Genomic DNA, 18,784 nt, shown 5'->3' with positions numbered 1-18,784 from the left:
TAACCAATAAATTCAAGTTACCCTTAACCAAGTTGGTCTAGGGCTTTTTTAACCCTCGGGGTTTGAGGGACAGGAGATTCTATAAATGTCAAAGACGCTGTTCGCGCGCGGAGCGCGTTTCGCCGCTGTGGTGGCTGTGTGTCTCGTCGCAGCAGCTTGTTCGCAGACACGCCCTGAACTAACCAGTGGCAATAGTTCTGTTGCAGCTGGCTCTGGACAGGACTTCGTTGTGAATGTTGGGGATCGTGTATTCTTCCTCAATAACCAGAGCTCCATTGATGGTTCTGCTCGCGCAGTGCTGGACAAGCAGGCTCAGTGGCTGCAGCACTATAAAAATTACTCAATTACTATTGAAGGTCATGCTGATGAGCGCGGCACCCGCCAGTACAACATTGCACTGGGTGCGCGACGTGCAGCTGCAGTTCGGGAATACCTTGTTGCAAAAGGCATTAGCCCAACCCGCATCAAGACTCTTTCCTACGGTAAAGAACGTCCGGTTGCGGTTTGTAATGCGGCTTCCTGCTGGAGCCAGAACCGTCGTGCTGTGACAGTTCTGAACGGTCAGTAATTGAGTTTGACTCGCTGAAATATGGAAAAGGCTTCTCTAAATTGGGGGAGCCTTTTTTGTTGAAACTCCTGCAAACTTGTAGGAGAACGGAAATTGGTCGGGGAGAAGCCGCAAATAGGAGAGAAACACTGAATGTGTGCCCTATTTTCGTCTTTTCCTCTTGCCAAGAGATGAGAAATTCCGACCCGGCCCCTGTAGGGTGTCTCAGGAGATAATTGATGGCTCTTTACCGACGTATTGCAACAAGCTTTATTGTTCTTGCGCTTGTAACCTCTACAAGTTTACCAGCATCTGCGCAGCTTTTCGGTTCATCCAAAAATGATGAAACCGCACAGAACACTGCTCGCCTTGGTCAACTTGAAGAGCAGGTTCGCTTGCTGACAGGCAAGGTTGAAGAGCTCAATCACAAACTACGCCTGACTGAAGATGCGCTGCGCCGTTCTCAAGAGGACGTTGAGTACCGCCTGCAGCAGTTGGAAAACCCGGGTCAGACACCTCGCGTTGTCCAGCCTCCTGTTGTTCAGCAGCCGAGCACGACGGCTCCGACAAATCGGTCTCAGCAACTTTCTACGCTGAATACGCCTGCACAGGGAACGAATAGCGGTCCGTTGGATCTTTCTCAGATTGCACGCGGCAACAACGCTGCACCTACCGGTTCCACACCTGCACCAAGTTCTGGCTCTCTTCAGTTTTCTGGCAGCGTGAATGAACTGCTGAGCGGTGATCCGCAGTCGGACTACAATGCTGTTTATGGTCTGATGGTTGGCGGCAACTACCCTGCCGCGACCGAGGGTTTTGACACTTTTCTTGGTATGTATCCTGATCATGAGCTGACTGCAAATGCGCAGCACTGGCTTGGCGAAAGCCTGCTGGCTCAGCGTCAGTATGAGAACGCTGCACAAGCTTTTCTAAAAAGCTATACTGATTTTCCTGAGAGTGAACTGGCTCCTGAAAGCTTGCTGAAATTGGGGACTGCCCTTACAGGTATGGGGAATGCGCCCGCTGCTTGTGAGACTTATGAGCAGCTTCTCGCCAATTTCCAGTTTGCAGCTCCTGCTGTGCTGGAGCAGGCCAAGGTTCAACAAAAACGTGACAACTGCCTCTAATCAAGTTGCTCTCTTTTCTTCCGACGGGCTGAATGAGCTTTTTGGAGAGTATAAGTCTTTCCGCCGGATCGCCGTTGGTGTGTCCGGCGGTGCTGATTCTATGGCCCTGCTTTACCTTTTGAAGCAGTGGACGCAGGAACTGGGGTTTTCTGCTCCTGAACTTTATGCTTTCACAGTCGATCATGGTTTGCGTGCTGAGGCTGCCAGCGAAGCTGCAGGCGTTGCGCAGTATTGCCGGCGCATTGACGTGCCACATGAGACCTTACATTGGATTGGTGAGAAACCGTCTTCAAACATCCAATCGGAAGCCCGAGATGCGCGCCATGCTCTTTTGCGACAGGCTGCTGAAGACCACGGATGTGAGGGGCTCTTTCTAGGTCATCATCTGGAAGATCAGGCAGAAACGTTTTTGACACGTCTGGCGCGGGGCAGTGGGGTTTATGGTCTTGCGTGTATTCGTAAGGACCGCGAGTTGGATGGATTTCAGATTTGCCGTCCACTGCTCGAAATCAGCAAGGTTCGGCTCAAATCGCTTTTGCATTCTGCCCAGGTGCCATGGTTTGAAGATCCTTCTAATGAAGATGAGCAGTTTACGCGTGTAAAATTTCGGCAAGCGCAGCAGGAGCTCGACGAACTTGGGCTGACTGCGGCTAAGCTTTCCGACACGGCGCGACGCATGGCCCGTGCTGCTGATGCCATTGATGTTTGGGTGGATGAAGTCGCTGAGAAATCCTGTACGTTTCATAGTGCCGGACCCGTCCGTTTCGACAGTTCGTGTCTGGAGTACATTCCCGATGAAATTGGCTTGAGGCTGGTTGGGCGGCTCGTCCGTTACATTTCTGGCGCGCCTTATATGCCGCGCCTTACCAAGCTTGAGGGACTTTATGAGACGCTGAAAGCAGAAGATGGGAGCAGGGCAGCTACTCTAGGTGGGGTCAGGTTTGCGCTGGCGAAACCGCATGACGAATCTACCTGGTTTTGCTTTCGAGAGGCCGGTAGGGCTGGCTTGCCAGAGATTGAAGTTAAGCCGGGAGATGAAGGAATATGGGATGATCGCTGGCGTTATAAAGCGGCGCATTCTGCAGAAAGCTTCAAAATCACTTATGTTCAAAAAGAGCTTTGTGGAGATTTTGAGCTAGAAATTCCTGCTAACTGGCTGAAAACAGCATTTCTGACAGCTCCGCTTATTGTTTTTGCTGGTGGGGTATCCTACATGCCTTGGAAGAAGATTGGTCGAACAACAGCTGATGCTGATGTAAGATCGAGGACCTACGGGATTTCGATGGTTCCAGTGAGCAGAACATTTTGAGTAAATCTTAGTTTTGCTGGCGTTCTGTTAAATCTATGCATTTATGCTTTAGAGGAATGCAACTTGAACGTCTGGGCTGGTAAAGTCGGAATTAACGGAGCATCAATCCTGAATTTTCAGGGGTAACCGGCAAAATTCCGTTGGCCTTAAGAAAACTGAGAAAGAATCTGTGTCATTCTCAGGAAAACGTAGAAAGCCCATTAGGGCTCGCTATGATCTTGACAGAGACACGTGCGAGGATCGCCGCCACCTTGCGGTAAAGGGATCGAAATGAACACCAATTTCCGGAATTTTGCCCTCTGGGTGATTATCGGTCTGTTGCTGATAGCGCTGTTCCAGCTCTTTCAGAACCCGACCTCACGAAGTAACACTAATGAAATTGCTTATTCTCAGTTTATCAATCAAGCTGAGCAGGGCGATATCCGTGAGGTCACGATTCAACAACAACAGATTACCGGCAAATACAGCAATGGCGGTACTTTCCAGACCTATGCGCCTAGTGATGCCAAATATGTTGATGTGCTGCAAACCAAAGGCGTTTTGATTAACGCGAAGCCACCTTCCGAGAGTTTCTCTCTCTTTGGAGCCTTGATTTCATGGTTACCGATGCTGTTGATCCTCGGTATCTGGATCTTTGTGATGCGTCAGATGCAAGGTGGTGGTGGCAAAGCTATGGGCTTTGGCAAATCCAAAGCGAAACTGCTGACTGAAGCTTCTGGCCGTGTGACGTTTGAAGACGTTGCGGGCATTGACGAAGCGAAGGAAGACCTTCAGGAGATTGTTGAGTTCCTGCGTGACCCGCAGAAATTCCAGCGTCTTGGTGGTCGTATCCCACGCGGTTGTTTGCTTGTTGGTCCTCCAGGAACTGGTAAGACCTTGACAGCCCGTGCAGTGGCTGGTGAAGCGAACGTACCGTTCTTCACCATTTCCGGTTCTGACTTCGTTGAAATGTTTGTTGGTGTTGGTGCTTCTCGTGTTCGTGACATGTTCGAACAGGCGAAGAAAAACTCCCCATGCATTATCTTCATCGATGAGATCGATGCTGTTGGCCGTCACCGTGGTGCAGGCCTTGGCGGTGGTAACGACGAACGCGAACAGACCCTCAACCAGCTCCTTGTTGAGATGGATGGTTTTGAAGCTAATGAAGGTGTGATCATCATCGCAGCGACTAACCGTCCTGACGTGCTTGATCCTGCGCTTCTGCGTCCAGGTCGTTTTGACCGTCAGATTGTTGTGCCAAATCCAGATGTCACTGGCCGTGAAAAGATCCTCAAAGTTCACATGCGTAAAGTGCCATTGGCTCCAGACGTAAACGTTCATACACTTGCTCGCGGAACGCCTGGTTTTTCTGGTGCTGACTTGATGAACCTTGTGAACGAGGCTGCGCTTCTAGCCGCGCGCCGCTCCAAACGTCTGGTCACCATGGCTGAGTTTGAAGATGCTAAAGACAAGGTGATGATGGGTGCGGAACGTCGTACGCTTGTCATGACCGAAGAAGAGAAGAAACTGACTGCTTATCATGAAGCTGGTCATGCGCTGGTTGCGATGCATATGCCTGCGTCTGATCCGGTTCACAAAGCAACTATTATTCCTCGTGGTCGTGCGCTGGGTATGGTGATGCGGTTGCCTGAGAAAGATCAGGTTTCTCTGACCCGTGCGAAGTGTAAAGCTGACCTTGCTGTTGCTATGGGTGGCCGTGTGGCTGAAGAAATGATTTTCGGTTATGAGAAAGTTACTTCTGGTGCTTCCGGCGATATCCAGATGGCAACCAAGCTTGCAAAGGCTATGGCGACGCAGTTTGGTATGTCCGATAAGCTTGGCCCGTTGCTTTACGGCGAGAACCAAGAAGAAGTCTTCCTTGGTCACTCTGTTGCGAAGAGCCAGAATGTTTCTGATGAAACCCAGAAAATGGTTGATGCAGAAATAAAAAGCTTCGTCAATCAGGGCTATGAGACCGCGAATAAGGTTCTGAAAGAGCATGAAGATCAGTTGCATCTGATCGCTCAGGGCTTGTTGGAGTATGAAACGCTCTCCGGTGATGAAATCCGCAAGATGCTTGATGGTGAGCAGCCTGTGCGTGATACCGGTGATGATAGCCCATCTACTCCGCGCTCTACCGGCGTGCCTACTGCTGGCGGAAAGAAGCATGGCGGTGAAGCTTCTGATGGGCTTAACCCACAGCCGCAGAGCTAACAGCCAGTCTTCTTGATGGCGCTTTTAAGAATAAAATGCCCGGCTGTTCAGTCGGGCATTTGCTATTGAGGCTCAATTGTTTGGCTTCTGTACTGATGAAAATTCGCCTTTGCTGCAGCGTCAATTTGCGGGTGAACCGTAATATTTGGACACATCATTTGACAGGACCAGGCAAGGGCAAGCGTGTATCACCATTTCAATTAGATTTATCGTGAGCGATACGCTCCGAATTTGAGAGTTCAGGGAAACATTAGATGTCGCGAAAATACTTTGGCACCGATGGAATGCGCGGTACTGCAAACAAATGGCCAATGACCGCGGAAGTTGCGCTGAAGGTTGGAATGGCTGCTGGTGTGGTGTTCCGCCGTGGTAAGTACCGGCACCGTGTGGTTATCGGCAAAGATACGCGCCTGTCTGGTTACATGTTTGAAAACGCGCTCGTTGCTGGTTTTACTGCGATGGGCATGGATGTTTTTGTTCTTGGCCCGATGCCAACTCCAGCGGTTGCAATGCTGACACGTTCGTTACGTGCTGACATTGGTGTGATGATTTCTGCCAGCCATAATCCATTCGAAGACAACGGGATCAAGTTCTTTGGTCCTGACGGGTTCAAGTTGTCTGATGAGGTCGAACTTCAGATTGAGCGTCTCATGGACAGTGATATGAACCAAAGCTTGCCAGCACCGGACACTTTGGGACGGGCTACGCATATCTATAGCATGAAGGATCGCTATATTGAGTTTGCAAAGCGAACCTTGCCGCGTGATCTGAACTTGAATGGCATGCGCATCGTGATCGATTGTGCAAACGGTGCTGCCTATAAGGTTGCTCCAGAGATCCTTTGGGAGTTGGGTGCAGAAGTGTTCCCGTTGGGTGTTGATCCGGATGGCTTCAATATCAATAAGGACTGCGGTTCCACTGCGCCAGATGCACTTGCAAAGAAGGTTCATGAAGTTCGGGCGGACATCGGGATCGCGCTGGACGGTGATGCAGACCGTGTGATCATCGTGGATGAGAATAGCAAGGTGGTTGATGGAGATCAGCTGATGGCCGTGATTGCTGAATCCTGGAAAACAGATGGCCGTCTCTCGGCGCCAGGCATCGTTGCGACCGTGATGTCGAATCTAGGTTTGGAGCGTTTCCTGAAAGGGCTTGGCCTCTCTCTTGAGCGTACCAAAGTTGGTGACCGCTATGTTGTTGAGCGGATGCGTGAAGGTGGCTTCAATGTTGGCGGAGAGCAGTCCGGCCATATTGTGATGTCTGACTTTGGTACGACTGGTGATGGCCTCGTCGCTGCATTACAGATTCTTGCTTGCGTGAAGAAGACGAAGAAGCCGGTCTCAGAGGTTTGTAACCGATTCGTGCCAGTGCCTCAGGTCCTTAAGAATGTGCGCTATGCGAGTGGTAAACCTCTCGAAGATAAGGCTGTAAAAGCGGTTATTAAGGCTGGAGAAGAGAAGCTTGGTAAACAGGGTCGCCTTGTTATTCGCGCTTCTGGTACTGAGCCGCTCATTCGTGTGATGGGTGAGGCTGATGATGCAAATCTTCTGAACAAGGTGGTTGATAGCATTGTTGACGCAGTTAAAAAGGCTGCAGCTAGCTAGCTGAAACTATTTAATTTATCGAGTTTTGAGAGCGGGTATCTTCGGATGTCCGCTTTCTTTGATTTGAAATCTGAGGGATGCATAAGTAAATGTAAATTAACTTTCTAGCATTTGCTTGGTTTGTGCCTGTTAGTTGTTTGTTAATAATAAATATTAGGGTTAAGAATACTGGTTAATTTATAGGTAATTCTTTCTCTGTAGAAAGTGCTTAGGTTTTAATCAAGGGCAATCATCTCGCGTGACAGGTGCCGTTTGAGGGGACATAAGCATGAAGTATTTTAGTAAGGTGCTGACATTGAGCGCAGCTGCGCTGGTTTCGTCTGGTGTTGCTTATGCAGCCGACCTCCCAGCACCTGTATTCGTAGAAGAGCCAGAGCTCCCACAAGTGGAAATTGGTGGTGGTTGGTATCTGCGTGGTGATATCGGCTACAAAGTCTATCAGAATCCAAAAGTGAAATTCTCCCATATCAAATTCAATGATGAAGAATTAGAGCCAACGGGAATTGTTGGTGTTGGTGTTGGTTATCGTGTGAATGATTTCATTCGCACAGACGTGACACTAGACTATGAATGGGATGCTGACTTTACAGCAAAAGCTGAGTGTATTGGTACTTGTAGTACCTCCGGTACCTCAGATGAGTTTGCGACACTCGATGTCTGGACTGTTCTTTGGAATGTCTATGCTGACCTAGGGTATTACAATGGCTTCACTCCATATGTTGGAGCTGGTGTTGGTGCATCTTATGTGAACGCAAAGAATGTACGTGCGATCAATCCAGATGGTACCAGAGTCAAATATCCAAAAGGACATTGGTGGAACTTCTCATGGGCTCTTATGGCAGGTACGTCCTATGAGATTGACGATAATTGGAAAATTGATGCAGGTTACCGCTATCTAAACATTGGTGCGGTGAAGACAAAGTCGTTCTCCAGCAATGGTAAAACCTCGGGTATCAAGTATGACAATCTTGCTGCGCATGAAGTGCGTGTTGGATTGCGTTATGAATTTGGTGGGTCTTCCAGTGGTGGATATGATCAGCCGATCGTCGCGAAATACTAGGTCACAGACTGGAGTGCCTCCAGTTTAACTTCTGACCAAAACTTTCAAGAGCCTGTCCTACGACAGGCTCTTTTTTTGAGCAAAACTAGAGGATATGCGGAATTGAAAGATTGGATATCCACTGGGTGGATATGTAAAATATATCCAATCGTACGCAGCGTTTAATTGATTGAATGTTGCTCTGCAAAAAAACAATTGTTGACGAGATAAGTCGTTTCGCATAGACCCGTCGGTGGGACACCCCTCCCCAACGAGGGGCACCTATCTGAAAGGGTAGTCATTATGACGAATACGACAATGCCGGCCACAAAACCGGTAAACCCGAACTTTTCTTCGGGTCCATGTGCCAAGCGTCCGGGCTGGACACCTGCAATCCTTGCAGATGCGCCTCTTGGCAGATCTCACCGTGCAAAGATTGGTAAGGCGAAGCTGAAAGAAGCTATCGAGTTGACGCGTGAAGTCCTCGAAGTGCCTGCTGATTACAAAATCGGAATTGTTCCTGCTTCTGATACAGGTGCTGTTGAAATGGCGCTGTGGTCGCTGCTTGGTGCGCGCCCAGTTGATATGGTTGCCTGGGAAAGCTTCGGGTCCGGTTGGGTTAGCGATGTCATGAAGCAGCTCAAGCTTGCGGATGCACGCAAGATTGAAGCTGGCTATGGCGAGTTGCCAGACCTCAACTCTATAAATTTCGACCACGATGTGGTCTTCACCTGGAACGGCACCACCTCTGGTGTGCGAGTGCCGAATGGTGATTTTATTCCGGCAGACCGTAAAGGCCTGACCATCTGCGATGCGACTTCTGCTGCTTTTGCGCAGGAGCTGGAATTCGATAAGCTGGATGTTGTGACGTACTCCTGGCAAAAAGTGCTGGGTGGTGAAGCTGCTCACGGCATTCTGATCCTGTCGCCTCGTGCTGTTGAGCGCCTTGAGAGCTATACGCCTGCATGGCCGATGCCGAAGATCTTTCGCCTTACTAAAGGTGGCAAACTGATCGATGGTGTGTTTGAGGGCGCCACCATCAACACGCCGAGTATGCTTTGCGTTGAAGATTATCTGGATGCTTTGGGTTGGGCCAAAGAACTGGGTGGCCTGAAAGCACTGATCGCGCGTGCTGATGCAAATACCGCTGCAATTACTACTTGGGCTAAGAAAACTGATTGGGTTGACTTCCTGGCAGTAGACCCGGCAACCCGTTCCAATACTTCTGTTTGTCTGAAGATTGTTGATCCGGAAATCACGAAACTTGATGACAAAGCGCAAGCTGCATTTGCCAAAGCGATCGTGAACCTGCTCGACAAAGAAGAAGTGGCATTCGATATTGGAGCATACCGTGATGCGCCGTCTGGTCTTCGGATCTGGTGTGGTGCAACGGTTGAAACTGCCAATGTGGAAGCGCTTATTCCTTGGTTGGATTATGCTTTTGCTGCTGAAAAAGCAAAGCTGGTTTCTGCTTAAAACTCCTTTTTTTGAACGAAAAAGTTCCGGTCGCCCTGTGTGACCGGTTAACCTGACGCAAGAAGTGTATCTGGCTCCCGCAACATGTGAATGGGAGGGTACCTTCGTTGACTTGAAAGGTTAGCCCGATGGCTCCTAAAGTTCTTATTTCCGATAAGCTCTCTGATAAAGCAGTTCAGATTTTCAAAGAACGCGGTTGCGATGTCGACTTCCTGCCAGACGTTGGCAAGGATAAAGAAAAACTCGCTGAAATCATTGGTAAATATGATGGTTTGGCGATCCGTTCCGCAACCAAAGCAACAGAGAAAATCATCAAAGCGGCGACTAACCTGAAGGTTATCGGTCGCGCTGGTATTGGTGTCGATAACGTTGACATTCCGGCAGCTACTGCCAAGGGTATCGTTGTGATGAACACGCCGTTTGGTAATGCCATCACGACTGCTGAACATGCGATTGCGATGATGTTTGCAGTGACCCGTCAAATTCCGGCTGCTGATGTTTCCACGCAGGCTGGCAAGTGGGAAAAATCCCGCTTTATGGGTAACGAAGTCACCTCAAAAACACTGGGTCTGGTTGGCTGCGGTAACATTGGTTCTATCGTTGCAGACCGTGCTATCGGCTTGAAAATGAAGGTGATTGCGTTCGATCCGTTCCTGTCTCATGAACGTGCTATCGACCTTGGTGTTGAAAAGGTTGAGCTGGAAGACCTCTTCAAGCGCGCCGACTTTATTACACTGCATACCCCGCTGACTGATCGTACCCGTAACATTATTGATGCGGATGCAATCGAGACCATGAAAGATGGTGTCTACCTCATCAACTGTGCCCGTGGTGGTCTCGTTGATGAAGATGCTCTGCGTGCTGCGCTGGACAGTAGTAAGGTTGCGGGTGCTGCGGTTGACGTGTTTACTGTAGAGCCAGCTAAAGAGAACGTTTTGTTTGGTGCTCCAAACCTCGTATGTACGCCTCACCTTGGTGCCTCCACTTCTGAAGCTCAGGAAAACGTTGCGCTGCAGGTAGCTGAGCAGATGTCTGACTATCTGGTCAATGGCGCTGTTTCTAATGCTCTGAATATGCCGTCTATTACTGCAGAAGAAGCGCCACGGCTTGCTCCATTTGTGAAACTGGCGGAGCAGCTTGGTTCCTTTGCTGGTCAGGCGACAGAGACAGGCATCAAAGCGGTTCGTATTGAATACGAAGGCGATGTTGCAGAAATGAACGTCAAGGCTTTGACTGCTGCTGCACTTACAGGTGTTCTGCGTCCTCTGCTGCAAACTGTGAATATGGTTTCTGCTCCTGAAGTTGCTAAAGAGCGCGGCATTGTGATTGAAGATGTTCGCCGCGAACAGCATGGTGCTTATGAAAACTATATTCGCCTGACAGTTATCACTGAGCGTCAGGAACGTTCTGTTGCTGGTACGGTGTTTGGTGATCAGAAGCCGCGTATCATTCAGATCAAAGGCATCAACATGGAAGCAGAGCTTGGCGAGAACATGCTCTATGTGACCAACCAGGATAAGCCAGGCTTTATTGGTCAGCTGGGCTCCATTCTTGGTGATGCGAAGATCAATATCGCGACATTTAACCTTGGCCGTAAGGTTGAAGGTGAAGAAGCGATTTGTCTTGTTGAGATTGATGGTGAAATTGCTGAGACGACCGTGGATGAAATCGCTGCGATTGCGCAGGTGAACCAGGCGAAACTTCTGCATTTCCCTCAACAGGGCTAAGCTATTTTGGGGAATAGATTAAGAAAAGGCGGTCTTCGGGCCGCCTTTTCTTTTTCCGGTGGTCATATGACTAGTGGAAATTGCTTATCTTTGAACTTGGCTCCATGATGCAGGCTGGTTCCATTTTGAAGTAGAAAGCTATTATGAATATTGATCTGCTGCGCCGTCTCTGTGAAACCCCCGGCGTTCCTGGGCATGAGCATCGAGTACGCGAGATTATTCTGAAAGAGATTGAAGGCCTGTTTGATGATGTTCAAACGGATGCCATGGGGTCTCTTATCTGCCGCCGTGATGCACGCAAAGCGCCTGAAAATGGTGAGAAGCCAAAAAAGGTTATGCTGCTCTGCCATATGGACGAGATTGGCTTCCTTGTTTCGCATATTACCGAGAAAGGCTTTGTCTATGTACAGCCGGTTGGCGGTTTTGATGCACGCAATCTCTTCTCCCGTCGCGTGCTGGTCTCCACAGATGAGGGTGATCTGAAGGCGGTGATGAATCCAGCCGGGCGACCGGTTCACATTGCTCCGCCTGAAGAGCGCAAAAAGATCCCTCAAGTTACTGAGTTCATCATCGATCTTGGTTTAGGTAAGAAGACCGGGGAAGTGGTCAAGGTTGGTGACATGGTCACTCTTGATGAGCCGCTGATCGAGATGGGTGAAAAGGTTGTCTCCAAAGCGATGGATAACCGGGTTGCATGCTGGCTTGGCATTGAAGCTATGCGTGCGCTTGGCGATGCGGATCATTCCTGCGAAATCTATGTCGCTTTTACCTGTCAAGAAGAGGTTGGGCTGCGCGGTGCGAAGACTGCGGCCTATGCCATTAAACCGGATATTGGTCTTGGCGTTGATATTACGCTTTCCTGTGATACGCCAGGGGTGCCGGAGCAAGATCAAACGACTGAGCAAGGTAAAGGTTTTGGGCTTCACGTGAAGGACGGTTGGTTCATTGCTGACCTGGAACTTGTGAAAGAAATCGAAAATCTGGCTATTGAAGAAGAAATTCCATACCAGCGCACCATGTTAAACGGTGGTGGGCAGGATGGGGCAGCAGCTCAGCAAGCCGCTGCTGGTGCTAAAGCAGTCGGTATCATGGTTGGCACTCGTTATGTGCACACAGTGACCGAGATGATTGATAAGAGTGATCTGCTTGCTGCACGCGATATTTTGGCTGCTTATCTGAAGCGCTGCTGATACCGCTGACTGTTGCTTAATAAGAAGCCTCCAGATCCTAACTGTGGTAGGGTCTGGAGGCATTTTTGTTATGCGATTGCTTGTTTCTTGCCTATCCATTTGCTGGTTAAGCGACCATCGATCAGTAGCAGTGCAATGAAGATTGCTGCCATGCCAATCCAGTGGTTGGCTTCGAGGCGTTCATTCAGGAAAATTGCGCCCAGAATGATTGCGCTGACTGGTATTACAAGCGTGACAGAAGCTGCGTTGGTTGCTCCTGCGAGTTTGAAAAGCTGGAAGTACAGGATGTAAGCAAAAGCAGTGCAAGCGAGAGCGAGAACGAGAACGCTTGCCCATGTTGAAGCGGATGCCTCCATCAGTTGCTGAGTTGGCGCTGTATAAATAAGCGCAGGTATCAGCAAGATTGTTGAAGCGGAGAGCTGGCCGGTTGCCAGAGCTGCTGGTGGTAGCTTTTTGAGGCGCATGATGATGAACGCGGCGAATGCATACGAGAGAGCGGCCCCTAAAACTGCGAGCTGAGGCCAAACCTGATTGCTGGCACCGCTTAGAGCATCACTGCCAACCATGATGGCAACTCCGATAACCCCGATCACTGCCGCGATGAGCTTGGTTGCTGTCAGCTTCTCCTCATTGCTGAGGACCTGCATGACAATCATCGTGAAGATGGGTGTGAAGGCGTTGAGCACGGATGCTAATCCGGAGGCAATGTATTGCTGCCCCCAAAAGATGAGGGAGAAGGGGACTACGTTATTTAAGAAGCCCAGCAGGAGGAAGCTGCCAATCCATTTTGTAGAGAGCGGTATGGACTGCTTTGAGATGAGTAAGAAGCCCCACATGGCGAGTGCTGCGATTGCTACTCTTAAGAAAACAAGTGTGATGGGATTAAATTCTGCAACCGCGACTTTGGCAAAGAAAAATGCGCCACCCCACAGGGTGCCCAGCAATAGAAGAATAGACCAGCCCAGCCAGTCAAGTTTTTGTGCGTTCATAAAGCGTATTCAACTTAGTGAAATTTCTTGCAGGAATTGCAAAAAATGAGAAATTGGAACTTACGCTAGTAATATCACTTGCTGTTGTGCCTGTACCACCCGATTTGCGAGTAAAACAATCAACAGAGGTTCACTCTGATCGCAAAAATTACAGTCTTGGCCTAATTTTGAAGGAAAAGGGCTCGTATTTAAGAGATTGACAGATTATAAGGCGCTGTAACTGCGCCCCGGCTCTTACGCCGGGGTTTCTTATGTTGTCTCTCACGATTTGCATTCTGAGCTGGCAAGCCACTTTATACAGAAATAGCAAATCGTATGACGGCGTATTTTAGGAATACGCTGGCAGCCGCAGGAGGGCTGAAGAATCATGGCCAACGTTGTCGTAGTTGGGTCACAATGGGGTGACGAAGGTAAGGGTAAACTTGTCGATTGGCTCTCTGAGCAAGCCGACATCGTTGTACGCTTCCAAGGCGGACACAATGCAGGTCATACGCTTGTAATTGACGGAACGAGCTACAAGCTGGCACTGCTGCCATCTGGTGTTGTTCGTGGGAAACTTTCTGTCATTGGCAATGGCGTTGTGATTGACCCTCATGCACTGGTTGCTGAGATTGCACGTCTTGAAGAGCAGGGCGTTAAGATCTCCCCGGAAATCCTGCGTGTTGCTGACAATGCTACTCTTATTTTGAGCCTGCACCGCGAGCTTGATGCTTTGCGTGAAGATGCAAGCCCGGCAGGCACCAAAATCGGTACCACCAAACGCGGTATCGGCCCTGCTTATGAAGATAAAGTCGGTCGTCGTGCAATTCGCGTGATGGACCTGGCAAACATGAGCACGCTGCCAGCCAAGATTGATCGTCTGCTGACCCACCACAACGCTATTCTGCGCGGTCTGGGTCGCGATGAGATCTCTGCTGAGACCATCTACAAAGAGCTGGAAGACGTAGCTGATAAGATCCTGCCGTACATGGATAAAGCCTGGTACATGCTGGACAAAGCGCGTCGTGAAGGTAAGCGTTTGTTGTTTGAAGGTGCGCAGGGCGCGCTGCTGGACAACGACCACGGCACTTATCCGTTTGTAACCTCCTCCAATACAGTTGCAGGTCAGGCTGCTGCTGGTAGTGGTCTGGGTCCAAACTCCATCGATTACGTTCTGGGTATCACCAAAGCTTACACCACTCGTGTAGGTGAAGGTCCGTTCCCAACCGAACAGCAGAATGAAGTTGGTGAGTTCCTTGGTACCCGCGGGCACGAGTTTGGAACGAACACTGGTCGTCGTCGTCGGTGTGGCTGGTTTGATGCAGTGATTGTCCGTCAAACCGTTTGCACCAGCGGAATCAATGGGATTGCATTGACAAAGCTTGACGTTTTGGACGGACTGGATGAAATTAAGATTTGTGTTGGTTATGAGCTAGATGGTGAGCGAATCGATTACCTTCCGGCATCTCAAGGTGCTCAGGCGCGGGTTGTTCCTATTTATGAGACCCTGCCTGGTTGGAAGGAAACGACCAAAGGCGCACGGACTTGGGCAGAATTGCCAGCACAAGCTGTGAAATACGTTCGGCATGTTGAAGAGCTGATTGGTGCTCCGGTTGCTCTGTTATCAACAAGCCCTGAACGTGATGACACAATCCTGGTTCAGAATCCATTCCAGGATTAAGTCTTGAAATGAAGCTCTGGGGGCAATGGGCAGTTAAATGGCGGACTACAATTCCGTTCTAAAAAAAGCGGTAGCTGGTTTACAAGAGAACACAGGTTCTGCACGGCGGGCAGTTTATCAACGCGCGCGGAATGCAATTGTAAAGCAACTTAAAAGTTACGACCCACCTCTGTCTCCCTCCCAGATCACTGAGGAGCAGCTGAAGCTTGAAGAGGCCATTCGTAAGGTCGAAGCGGAAGCTGCTCGTGAGTCTCTCGGGTTGGGGCGGTCTAAAACCACCCCAGCTCCAAGTGCTCCAAAACCTGCAGCTCCAGAAATCTCTGCTGCATCTTCACCTGCTGGCGATACGCCTAAGGCAGGTACAAAGGCCGATACTCCAGCGCGCGATGAGCCAAAAGCACCTGCTGCTAAAGCAGACGTGTTTAAAGAGGCGGTTCGTGCCGCGCAGGATCTCGGCAACGCCGCTCATCAGGCCAATCAGATGGCGCGTGATCAGCTGCCTGAATCTGCCAGCGAGCGCAAAGAGCCTGACCTTGGCTCTATGGATGACAAAGAGACGGGTGAACCTGCTGCGTCTCTGCCAACCAAAGGTGCTGTTGAGACGAGCGCAGAAGAGCGCTCCTGGGTGCCGGGTGAGGCACGTCGCACTAAGCTGGAAACAAAAGGTAAGTCGCGTCCTGAGATCGATGAGCCTGCCAAGGTTAAGCCAAAGACGAGCCGTAAACCTGCTTCCTCCCGCAAGCCAGCCGTTGCGCAGCGCGTTGGTGATGCGATTGAGCAGGAAGAAGGGCTGAAGCCTTCCAACACATCGGGTATTGTCGGCATCATTGTGGTCATACTGATAATCTTGGGCGTTACCGCAGGTGTCTATAGTCTGCGCGATGTTATTCTCTCTTTGGTTCTTCCAGTTGAAACCGGTGAGACTGTTGCGCCAGAGAGCGCACCTTCGAATGAAGATGAGCCGCTTCGGGTTCAGCCGGAACGCACGCCGAAGAAGAACACTGACCGCTTGTTGCCATCTGATGAAGGGGCAAAGGTTTCTCCGGATGCGACACGGGTTCAGACGACCCGGATTACCCGGAATTCATCCAGCGCTGCGCCAACCGAGACAACAACTGAGCCTCCAGTCGTGCGTGTGGTTGAAACTCCAGCAGCACCGGCAGAAGACACATCTTCTGAGCAGGTTTTGCCGGTGACGGAACCTGCTCAGCAAAGTACTGCAGTTGAGACCAATTCTGTTCCGCCAGCTGAAACCATTGGAACGGAAGCTGCGGTTTCTCCTGTTGCACAACAGAGCATACTTTACGAAGAGGCTTTGACGCCGGGTGCAGCAGGTTCTGCATCACGCGGGAACGTTGTTTGGTCATTGGATGAAGCTAATGGCGATTCTGTCATCAAGGCTGTTGCTACGCTGCCATCTCGTAACTTCTCTGTTGAGATGACGTTGAAGCCGAATAGCGATCAATCTTTGCCAGCCAGCCATCTGCTTGAGCTGAACTTCATCTTCCCAGAAGGGTTTGATGGCAAAGGTGTTGAGAAGGTGCCTGGCCTGATCCTGAAGAAGACAGAGTCCGAAGCAGGTGACCCGCTTGATGGTGCTGCCGTGAAGGTTTCTGACACTCTCTTCTGGATTGCGCTGTCTGACAGTGATGATGAAAAAGCGAAGAACCTGAAGCGTCTTGCTGAGCGTGAGTGGATTGATGTTCCACTGCTGTACAACAGCGGTCGCCGTGCAATGTTGACCTTTGAAAAAGGCACAACCGGCAACAAAGTTATCGCACAGGCAATCAAGAGCTGGAAGTAATCTAGTTTCAGCTGTTTAGCTTAGATTTCAAAGGCCTTGGCTCTCTTTGGGCTGAGGCCTTTTTCATTATGCAGTCGTCCATCAGAGTAAAATCTGCTTGCATCCTTCAGCAGAAACGCGCATGTTCCTTGCTATTCCGAGGGGTGCTTTTCTTTCGAAAAGCTGAGATTGCGATGAGCTAAACCCTTTGAACCTGATCCGGGTAATGCCGGCGAAGGGACGGGACCTGAGCCATTCTTCCCGGATCTCCATGTTTGCATTTTGCTGTAACGGGAGCTCCTGTGCTGAAAACATCCCAGAGAGCTAATGTAGCTCCGTTCTTCCGCCTGTTTGTGATGCCCAATACCATTGTTGGGAGTCTGCATGCTGAAGCGAGCTTTGAAACGAATTCTCCGAAGTCTTTTCGGGATTTTGCTTTTTATCGCCATTTGGGAAAGTGTGGTTCGGATTGGAGAGTTTCCTCCGTTTCTCTTGCCAGGTCCGGCGGCGGTTTTTTCCGCTTTTCTCAATCAGGGCGTCTTTCTGCTGCATCATGCAGGCATTACCGCTTGGGAGACTGTTCTCGGTTTTCTCTTTGGTGTGAGCGCTGGAGCTTCGCTGGCTGTTTTGCTGGCAGTGTCTCCTCGGATACGCCTGTTTCTGCTGCCTCCGATTGCAGCGACCCAATCTCTTCCTGTGTTTGCAATTGCACCGCTTCTGGTGCTGTGGTTCGGCTTTGGGCTCGCCTCCAAGGTTGTGATGGCCGTGATTGTGATCTTCTTTTCTGTGACCTCGACCTTCTTCGATGGTTTGCGCAGGACTGATCAATCACTGCTCGACCTTGGCAAGCTGCACGGTCTGAACCGCTGGCAAACACTTCGCTACATTCGCATTCCAGCCGCCTTGCCATCTCTGGCTTCTGGTATGCGCATTGCAGCGGTGTTCGCTCCTATTGGGGCGGTGGTTGGAGAGTGGGTTGGTGCAAAAGGGGGACTAGCTTTCATCATGTTGCAATCCAATGCACGCATGCAAACAGCGACGATGTTTGCGGCGTTGATTTTGCTTGCGGTGATGGTGTTGAGCCTGAGGGCAGTTGTTGAGTTCGCCACTTCTCGGATGATCTATTGGCAGAAAGAGATCTAGGTCTCAGAGTATGAGGACGTAACCTTATGAAAAAACTAGGTATGCTGTTTGGTGCGGCAATGCTTGCGAGCACGCTTCAAGTGCAAGCAGCGGACAAGCTGACTGTGTTGCTGGATTGGTTTGCGAATCCAGACCATGCACCAATCGTGGTTGCCAAGGCACGGGGTTTCTTTGAAAATGAGGGCCTTGATGTTGAGCTGATTGAGCCTGCTGATCCTTCCATGCCACCAAAGCTTGTTGCAGCAGGGCAGGGTGATATTGCGGTTTCCTATCAGCAGACGTTGCACCCTCAGATTGATGAGGGCATGCCGTTGATGCGGATCGGGACGCTGGTCTCTACACCTCTGAACACGCTAATTGTTTTGGAAAACGGACCGATCAAGGAGATTGCAGACCTGAAAGGCAAGCGTATTGGTTATTCCACATCCGGGTTTGAGAACGCCATGCTTGGGAAGATGCTTTCCAATGCAGGTCTAAGTTCTGATGATGTGGAGCTGATCAACGTAAACTTCTCGCTCTCACCATCTTTGATGGCTGGGCAGGTTGATGCGGTGATTGGTGGTTATCGTAACTTCGAGCTGAACCAGATGGAGATTGAAGGTGCGAAAGGTCGCGCGTTTTATCCTGAAGAGAACGGTGTGCCTGTCTATGATGAGCTGATTTATGTGGCTCACAAAGACAAGCTGGATGATCCGCGTTTGAAGAAGTTCATCAATGCGATTGAGGCAGCTACCGTTTATCTGCTTAATAATCCGCAGGACTCCTGGAAGAGCTTCCTTGAGATCTATCCAAATCTGGATGATGAGCTGAACAAGCGTGCCTGGGCGGATACTCTGCCGCGTTTTGCCAGCCGTCCAGCTGCTTTGGACAATGGTCGCTATGAACGGTTTGCAAATTTTCTGATTGAGCAGGGGCTCATTAAAACAGCGCCTCCAGTTGAAACCTACGCGGTTGAACTGCGCTAACCGGTATAGGTCTAAACTAAAATTTGAGCCTC

The 18,784-nt window shown here is 50.1% G+C and carries 14 protein-coding genes and 1 riboswitch; of the genes, 13 read left to right on the top strand and 1 reads right to left on the bottom strand.

What is annotated here, in order from left to right:
* Positions 1 to 85 precede the first annotated feature (85 nt).
* The 9 genes from pal to PsAD46_RS25520 all read left to right on the top strand — a co-directional run bounded on the left by pal (position 86) and on the right by PsAD46_RS25520 (position 12,212).
* Positions 86 to 568, top strand: a complete 483-nt coding sequence (gene pal, locus PsAD46_RS25560; protein ID WP_063290216.1) for a peptidoglycan-associated lipoprotein Pal — start codon at positions 86 to 88, stop codon at positions 566 to 568.
* A gap of 218 nt (positions 569 to 786) precedes the next feature.
* On the top strand, positions 787 to 1,674 hold the full coding sequence (gene ybgF, locus PsAD46_RS25555) for a tol-pal system protein YbgF (RefSeq protein ID WP_063302746.1): 888 nt from the start codon (positions 787 to 789) through the stop codon (positions 1,672 to 1,674).
* Positions 1,658 to 2,983, top strand: coding sequence for a tRNA lysidine(34) synthetase TilS (gene tilS, locus PsAD46_RS25550; protein WP_063308170.1), 1,326 nt, complete (start codon positions 1,658 to 1,660; stop codon positions 2,981 to 2,983). Before ybgF ends, tilS begins: the two co-directional genes overlap by 17 nt.
* Positions 2,984 to 3,253: 270 nt before the next feature.
* Positions 3,254 to 5,176 carry an ATP-dependent zinc metalloprotease FtsH gene (ftsH, locus tag PsAD46_RS25545; RefSeq protein WP_057461975.1) on the top strand — a complete coding sequence of 641 codons (1,923 nt, stop codon included), beginning with the start codon at positions 3,254 to 3,256 and terminating at the stop codon, positions 5,174 to 5,176.
* Between the two features lie 254 nt (positions 5,177 to 5,430).
* Positions 5,431 to 6,780, top strand: a complete 1,350-nt coding sequence (gene glmM, locus PsAD46_RS25540) for a phosphoglucosamine mutase (protein ID WP_063308169.1) — start codon at positions 5,431 to 5,433, stop codon at positions 6,778 to 6,780.
* 268 nt (positions 6,781 to 7,048) lie between these two features.
* Positions 7,049 to 7,840, top strand: a complete 792-nt coding sequence (locus PsAD46_RS25535; RefSeq protein ID WP_063308168.1) for an outer membrane protein — start codon at positions 7,049 to 7,051, stop codon at positions 7,838 to 7,840.
* Between the two features lie 282 nt (positions 7,841 to 8,122).
* A complete protein-coding gene (locus PsAD46_RS25530; protein WP_063308167.1) occupies positions 8,123 to 9,295 on the top strand; it encodes a phosphoserine transaminase in 1,173 nt (390 codons plus the stop codon).
* A 128-nt stretch (positions 9,296 to 9,423) separates the two neighbouring features.
* On the top strand, positions 9,424 to 11,022 hold the full coding sequence (serA, locus tag PsAD46_RS25525; protein WP_057461971.1) for a phosphoglycerate dehydrogenase: 1,599 nt from the start codon (positions 9,424 to 9,426) through the stop codon (positions 11,020 to 11,022).
* A gap of 143 nt (positions 11,023 to 11,165) precedes the next feature.
* Positions 11,166 to 12,212 (top strand): M20/M25/M40 family metallo-hydrolase, encoded by a 1,047-nt coding sequence (locus PsAD46_RS25520; protein ID WP_063291539.1) that lies wholly within the window; start codon positions 11,166 to 11,168, stop codon positions 12,210 to 12,212.
* 68 nt (positions 12,213 to 12,280) lie between these two features.
* On the opposite strand, the gene PsAD46_RS25515 is transcribed toward PsAD46_RS25520, so the two are convergent.
* Positions 12,281 to 13,201 (bottom strand): DMT family transporter, encoded by a 921-nt coding sequence (locus tag PsAD46_RS25515; protein ID WP_063291540.1) that lies wholly within the window; start codon positions 13,199 to 13,201, stop codon positions 12,281 to 12,283.
* 367 nt (positions 13,202 to 13,568) lie between these two features.
* Here PsAD46_RS25515 and PsAD46_RS25510 point away from each other — a divergent pair, with 367 nt between their 5' ends.
* The 4 genes from PsAD46_RS25510 (at position 13,569) to PsAD46_RS25495 (ending at position 18,752) form a co-directional block, all read left to right on the top strand.
* Positions 13,569 to 14,861 (top strand): adenylosuccinate synthase, encoded by a 1,293-nt coding sequence (locus tag PsAD46_RS25510; protein ID WP_057461970.1) that lies wholly within the window; start codon positions 13,569 to 13,571, stop codon positions 14,859 to 14,861.
* 37 nt (positions 14,862 to 14,898) lie between these two features.
* Positions 14,899 to 16,665 (top strand): hypothetical protein, encoded by a 1,767-nt coding sequence (locus tag PsAD46_RS25505; RefSeq protein ID WP_063308166.1) that lies wholly within the window; start codon positions 14,899 to 14,901, stop codon positions 16,663 to 16,665.
* Between the two features lie 129 nt (positions 16,666 to 16,794).
* Positions 16,795 to 16,902: riboswitch (TPP riboswitch) on the top strand.
* A 126-nt stretch (positions 16,903 to 17,028) separates the two neighbouring features.
* A complete protein-coding gene (locus tag PsAD46_RS25500; protein ID WP_208982037.1) occupies positions 17,029 to 17,787 on the top strand; it encodes an ABC transporter permease in 759 nt (252 codons plus the stop codon).
* Positions 17,788 to 17,813: 26 nt separating this feature from the next.
* Positions 17,814 to 18,752 carry an ABC transporter substrate-binding protein gene (locus tag PsAD46_RS25495; protein ID WP_063308165.1) on the top strand — a complete coding sequence of 313 codons (939 nt, stop codon included), beginning with the start codon at positions 17,814 to 17,816 and terminating at the stop codon, positions 18,750 to 18,752.
* Positions 18,753 to 18,784 lie beyond the last annotated feature (32 nt).

It is taken from the genome of Pseudovibrio sp. Ad46, assembly GCF_001623065.1.
GTDB lineage: Bacteria > Pseudomonadota > Alphaproteobacteria > Rhizobiales > Stappiaceae > Pseudovibrio.
This window is presented reverse-complemented; position numbering and strand designations above follow the sequence as displayed.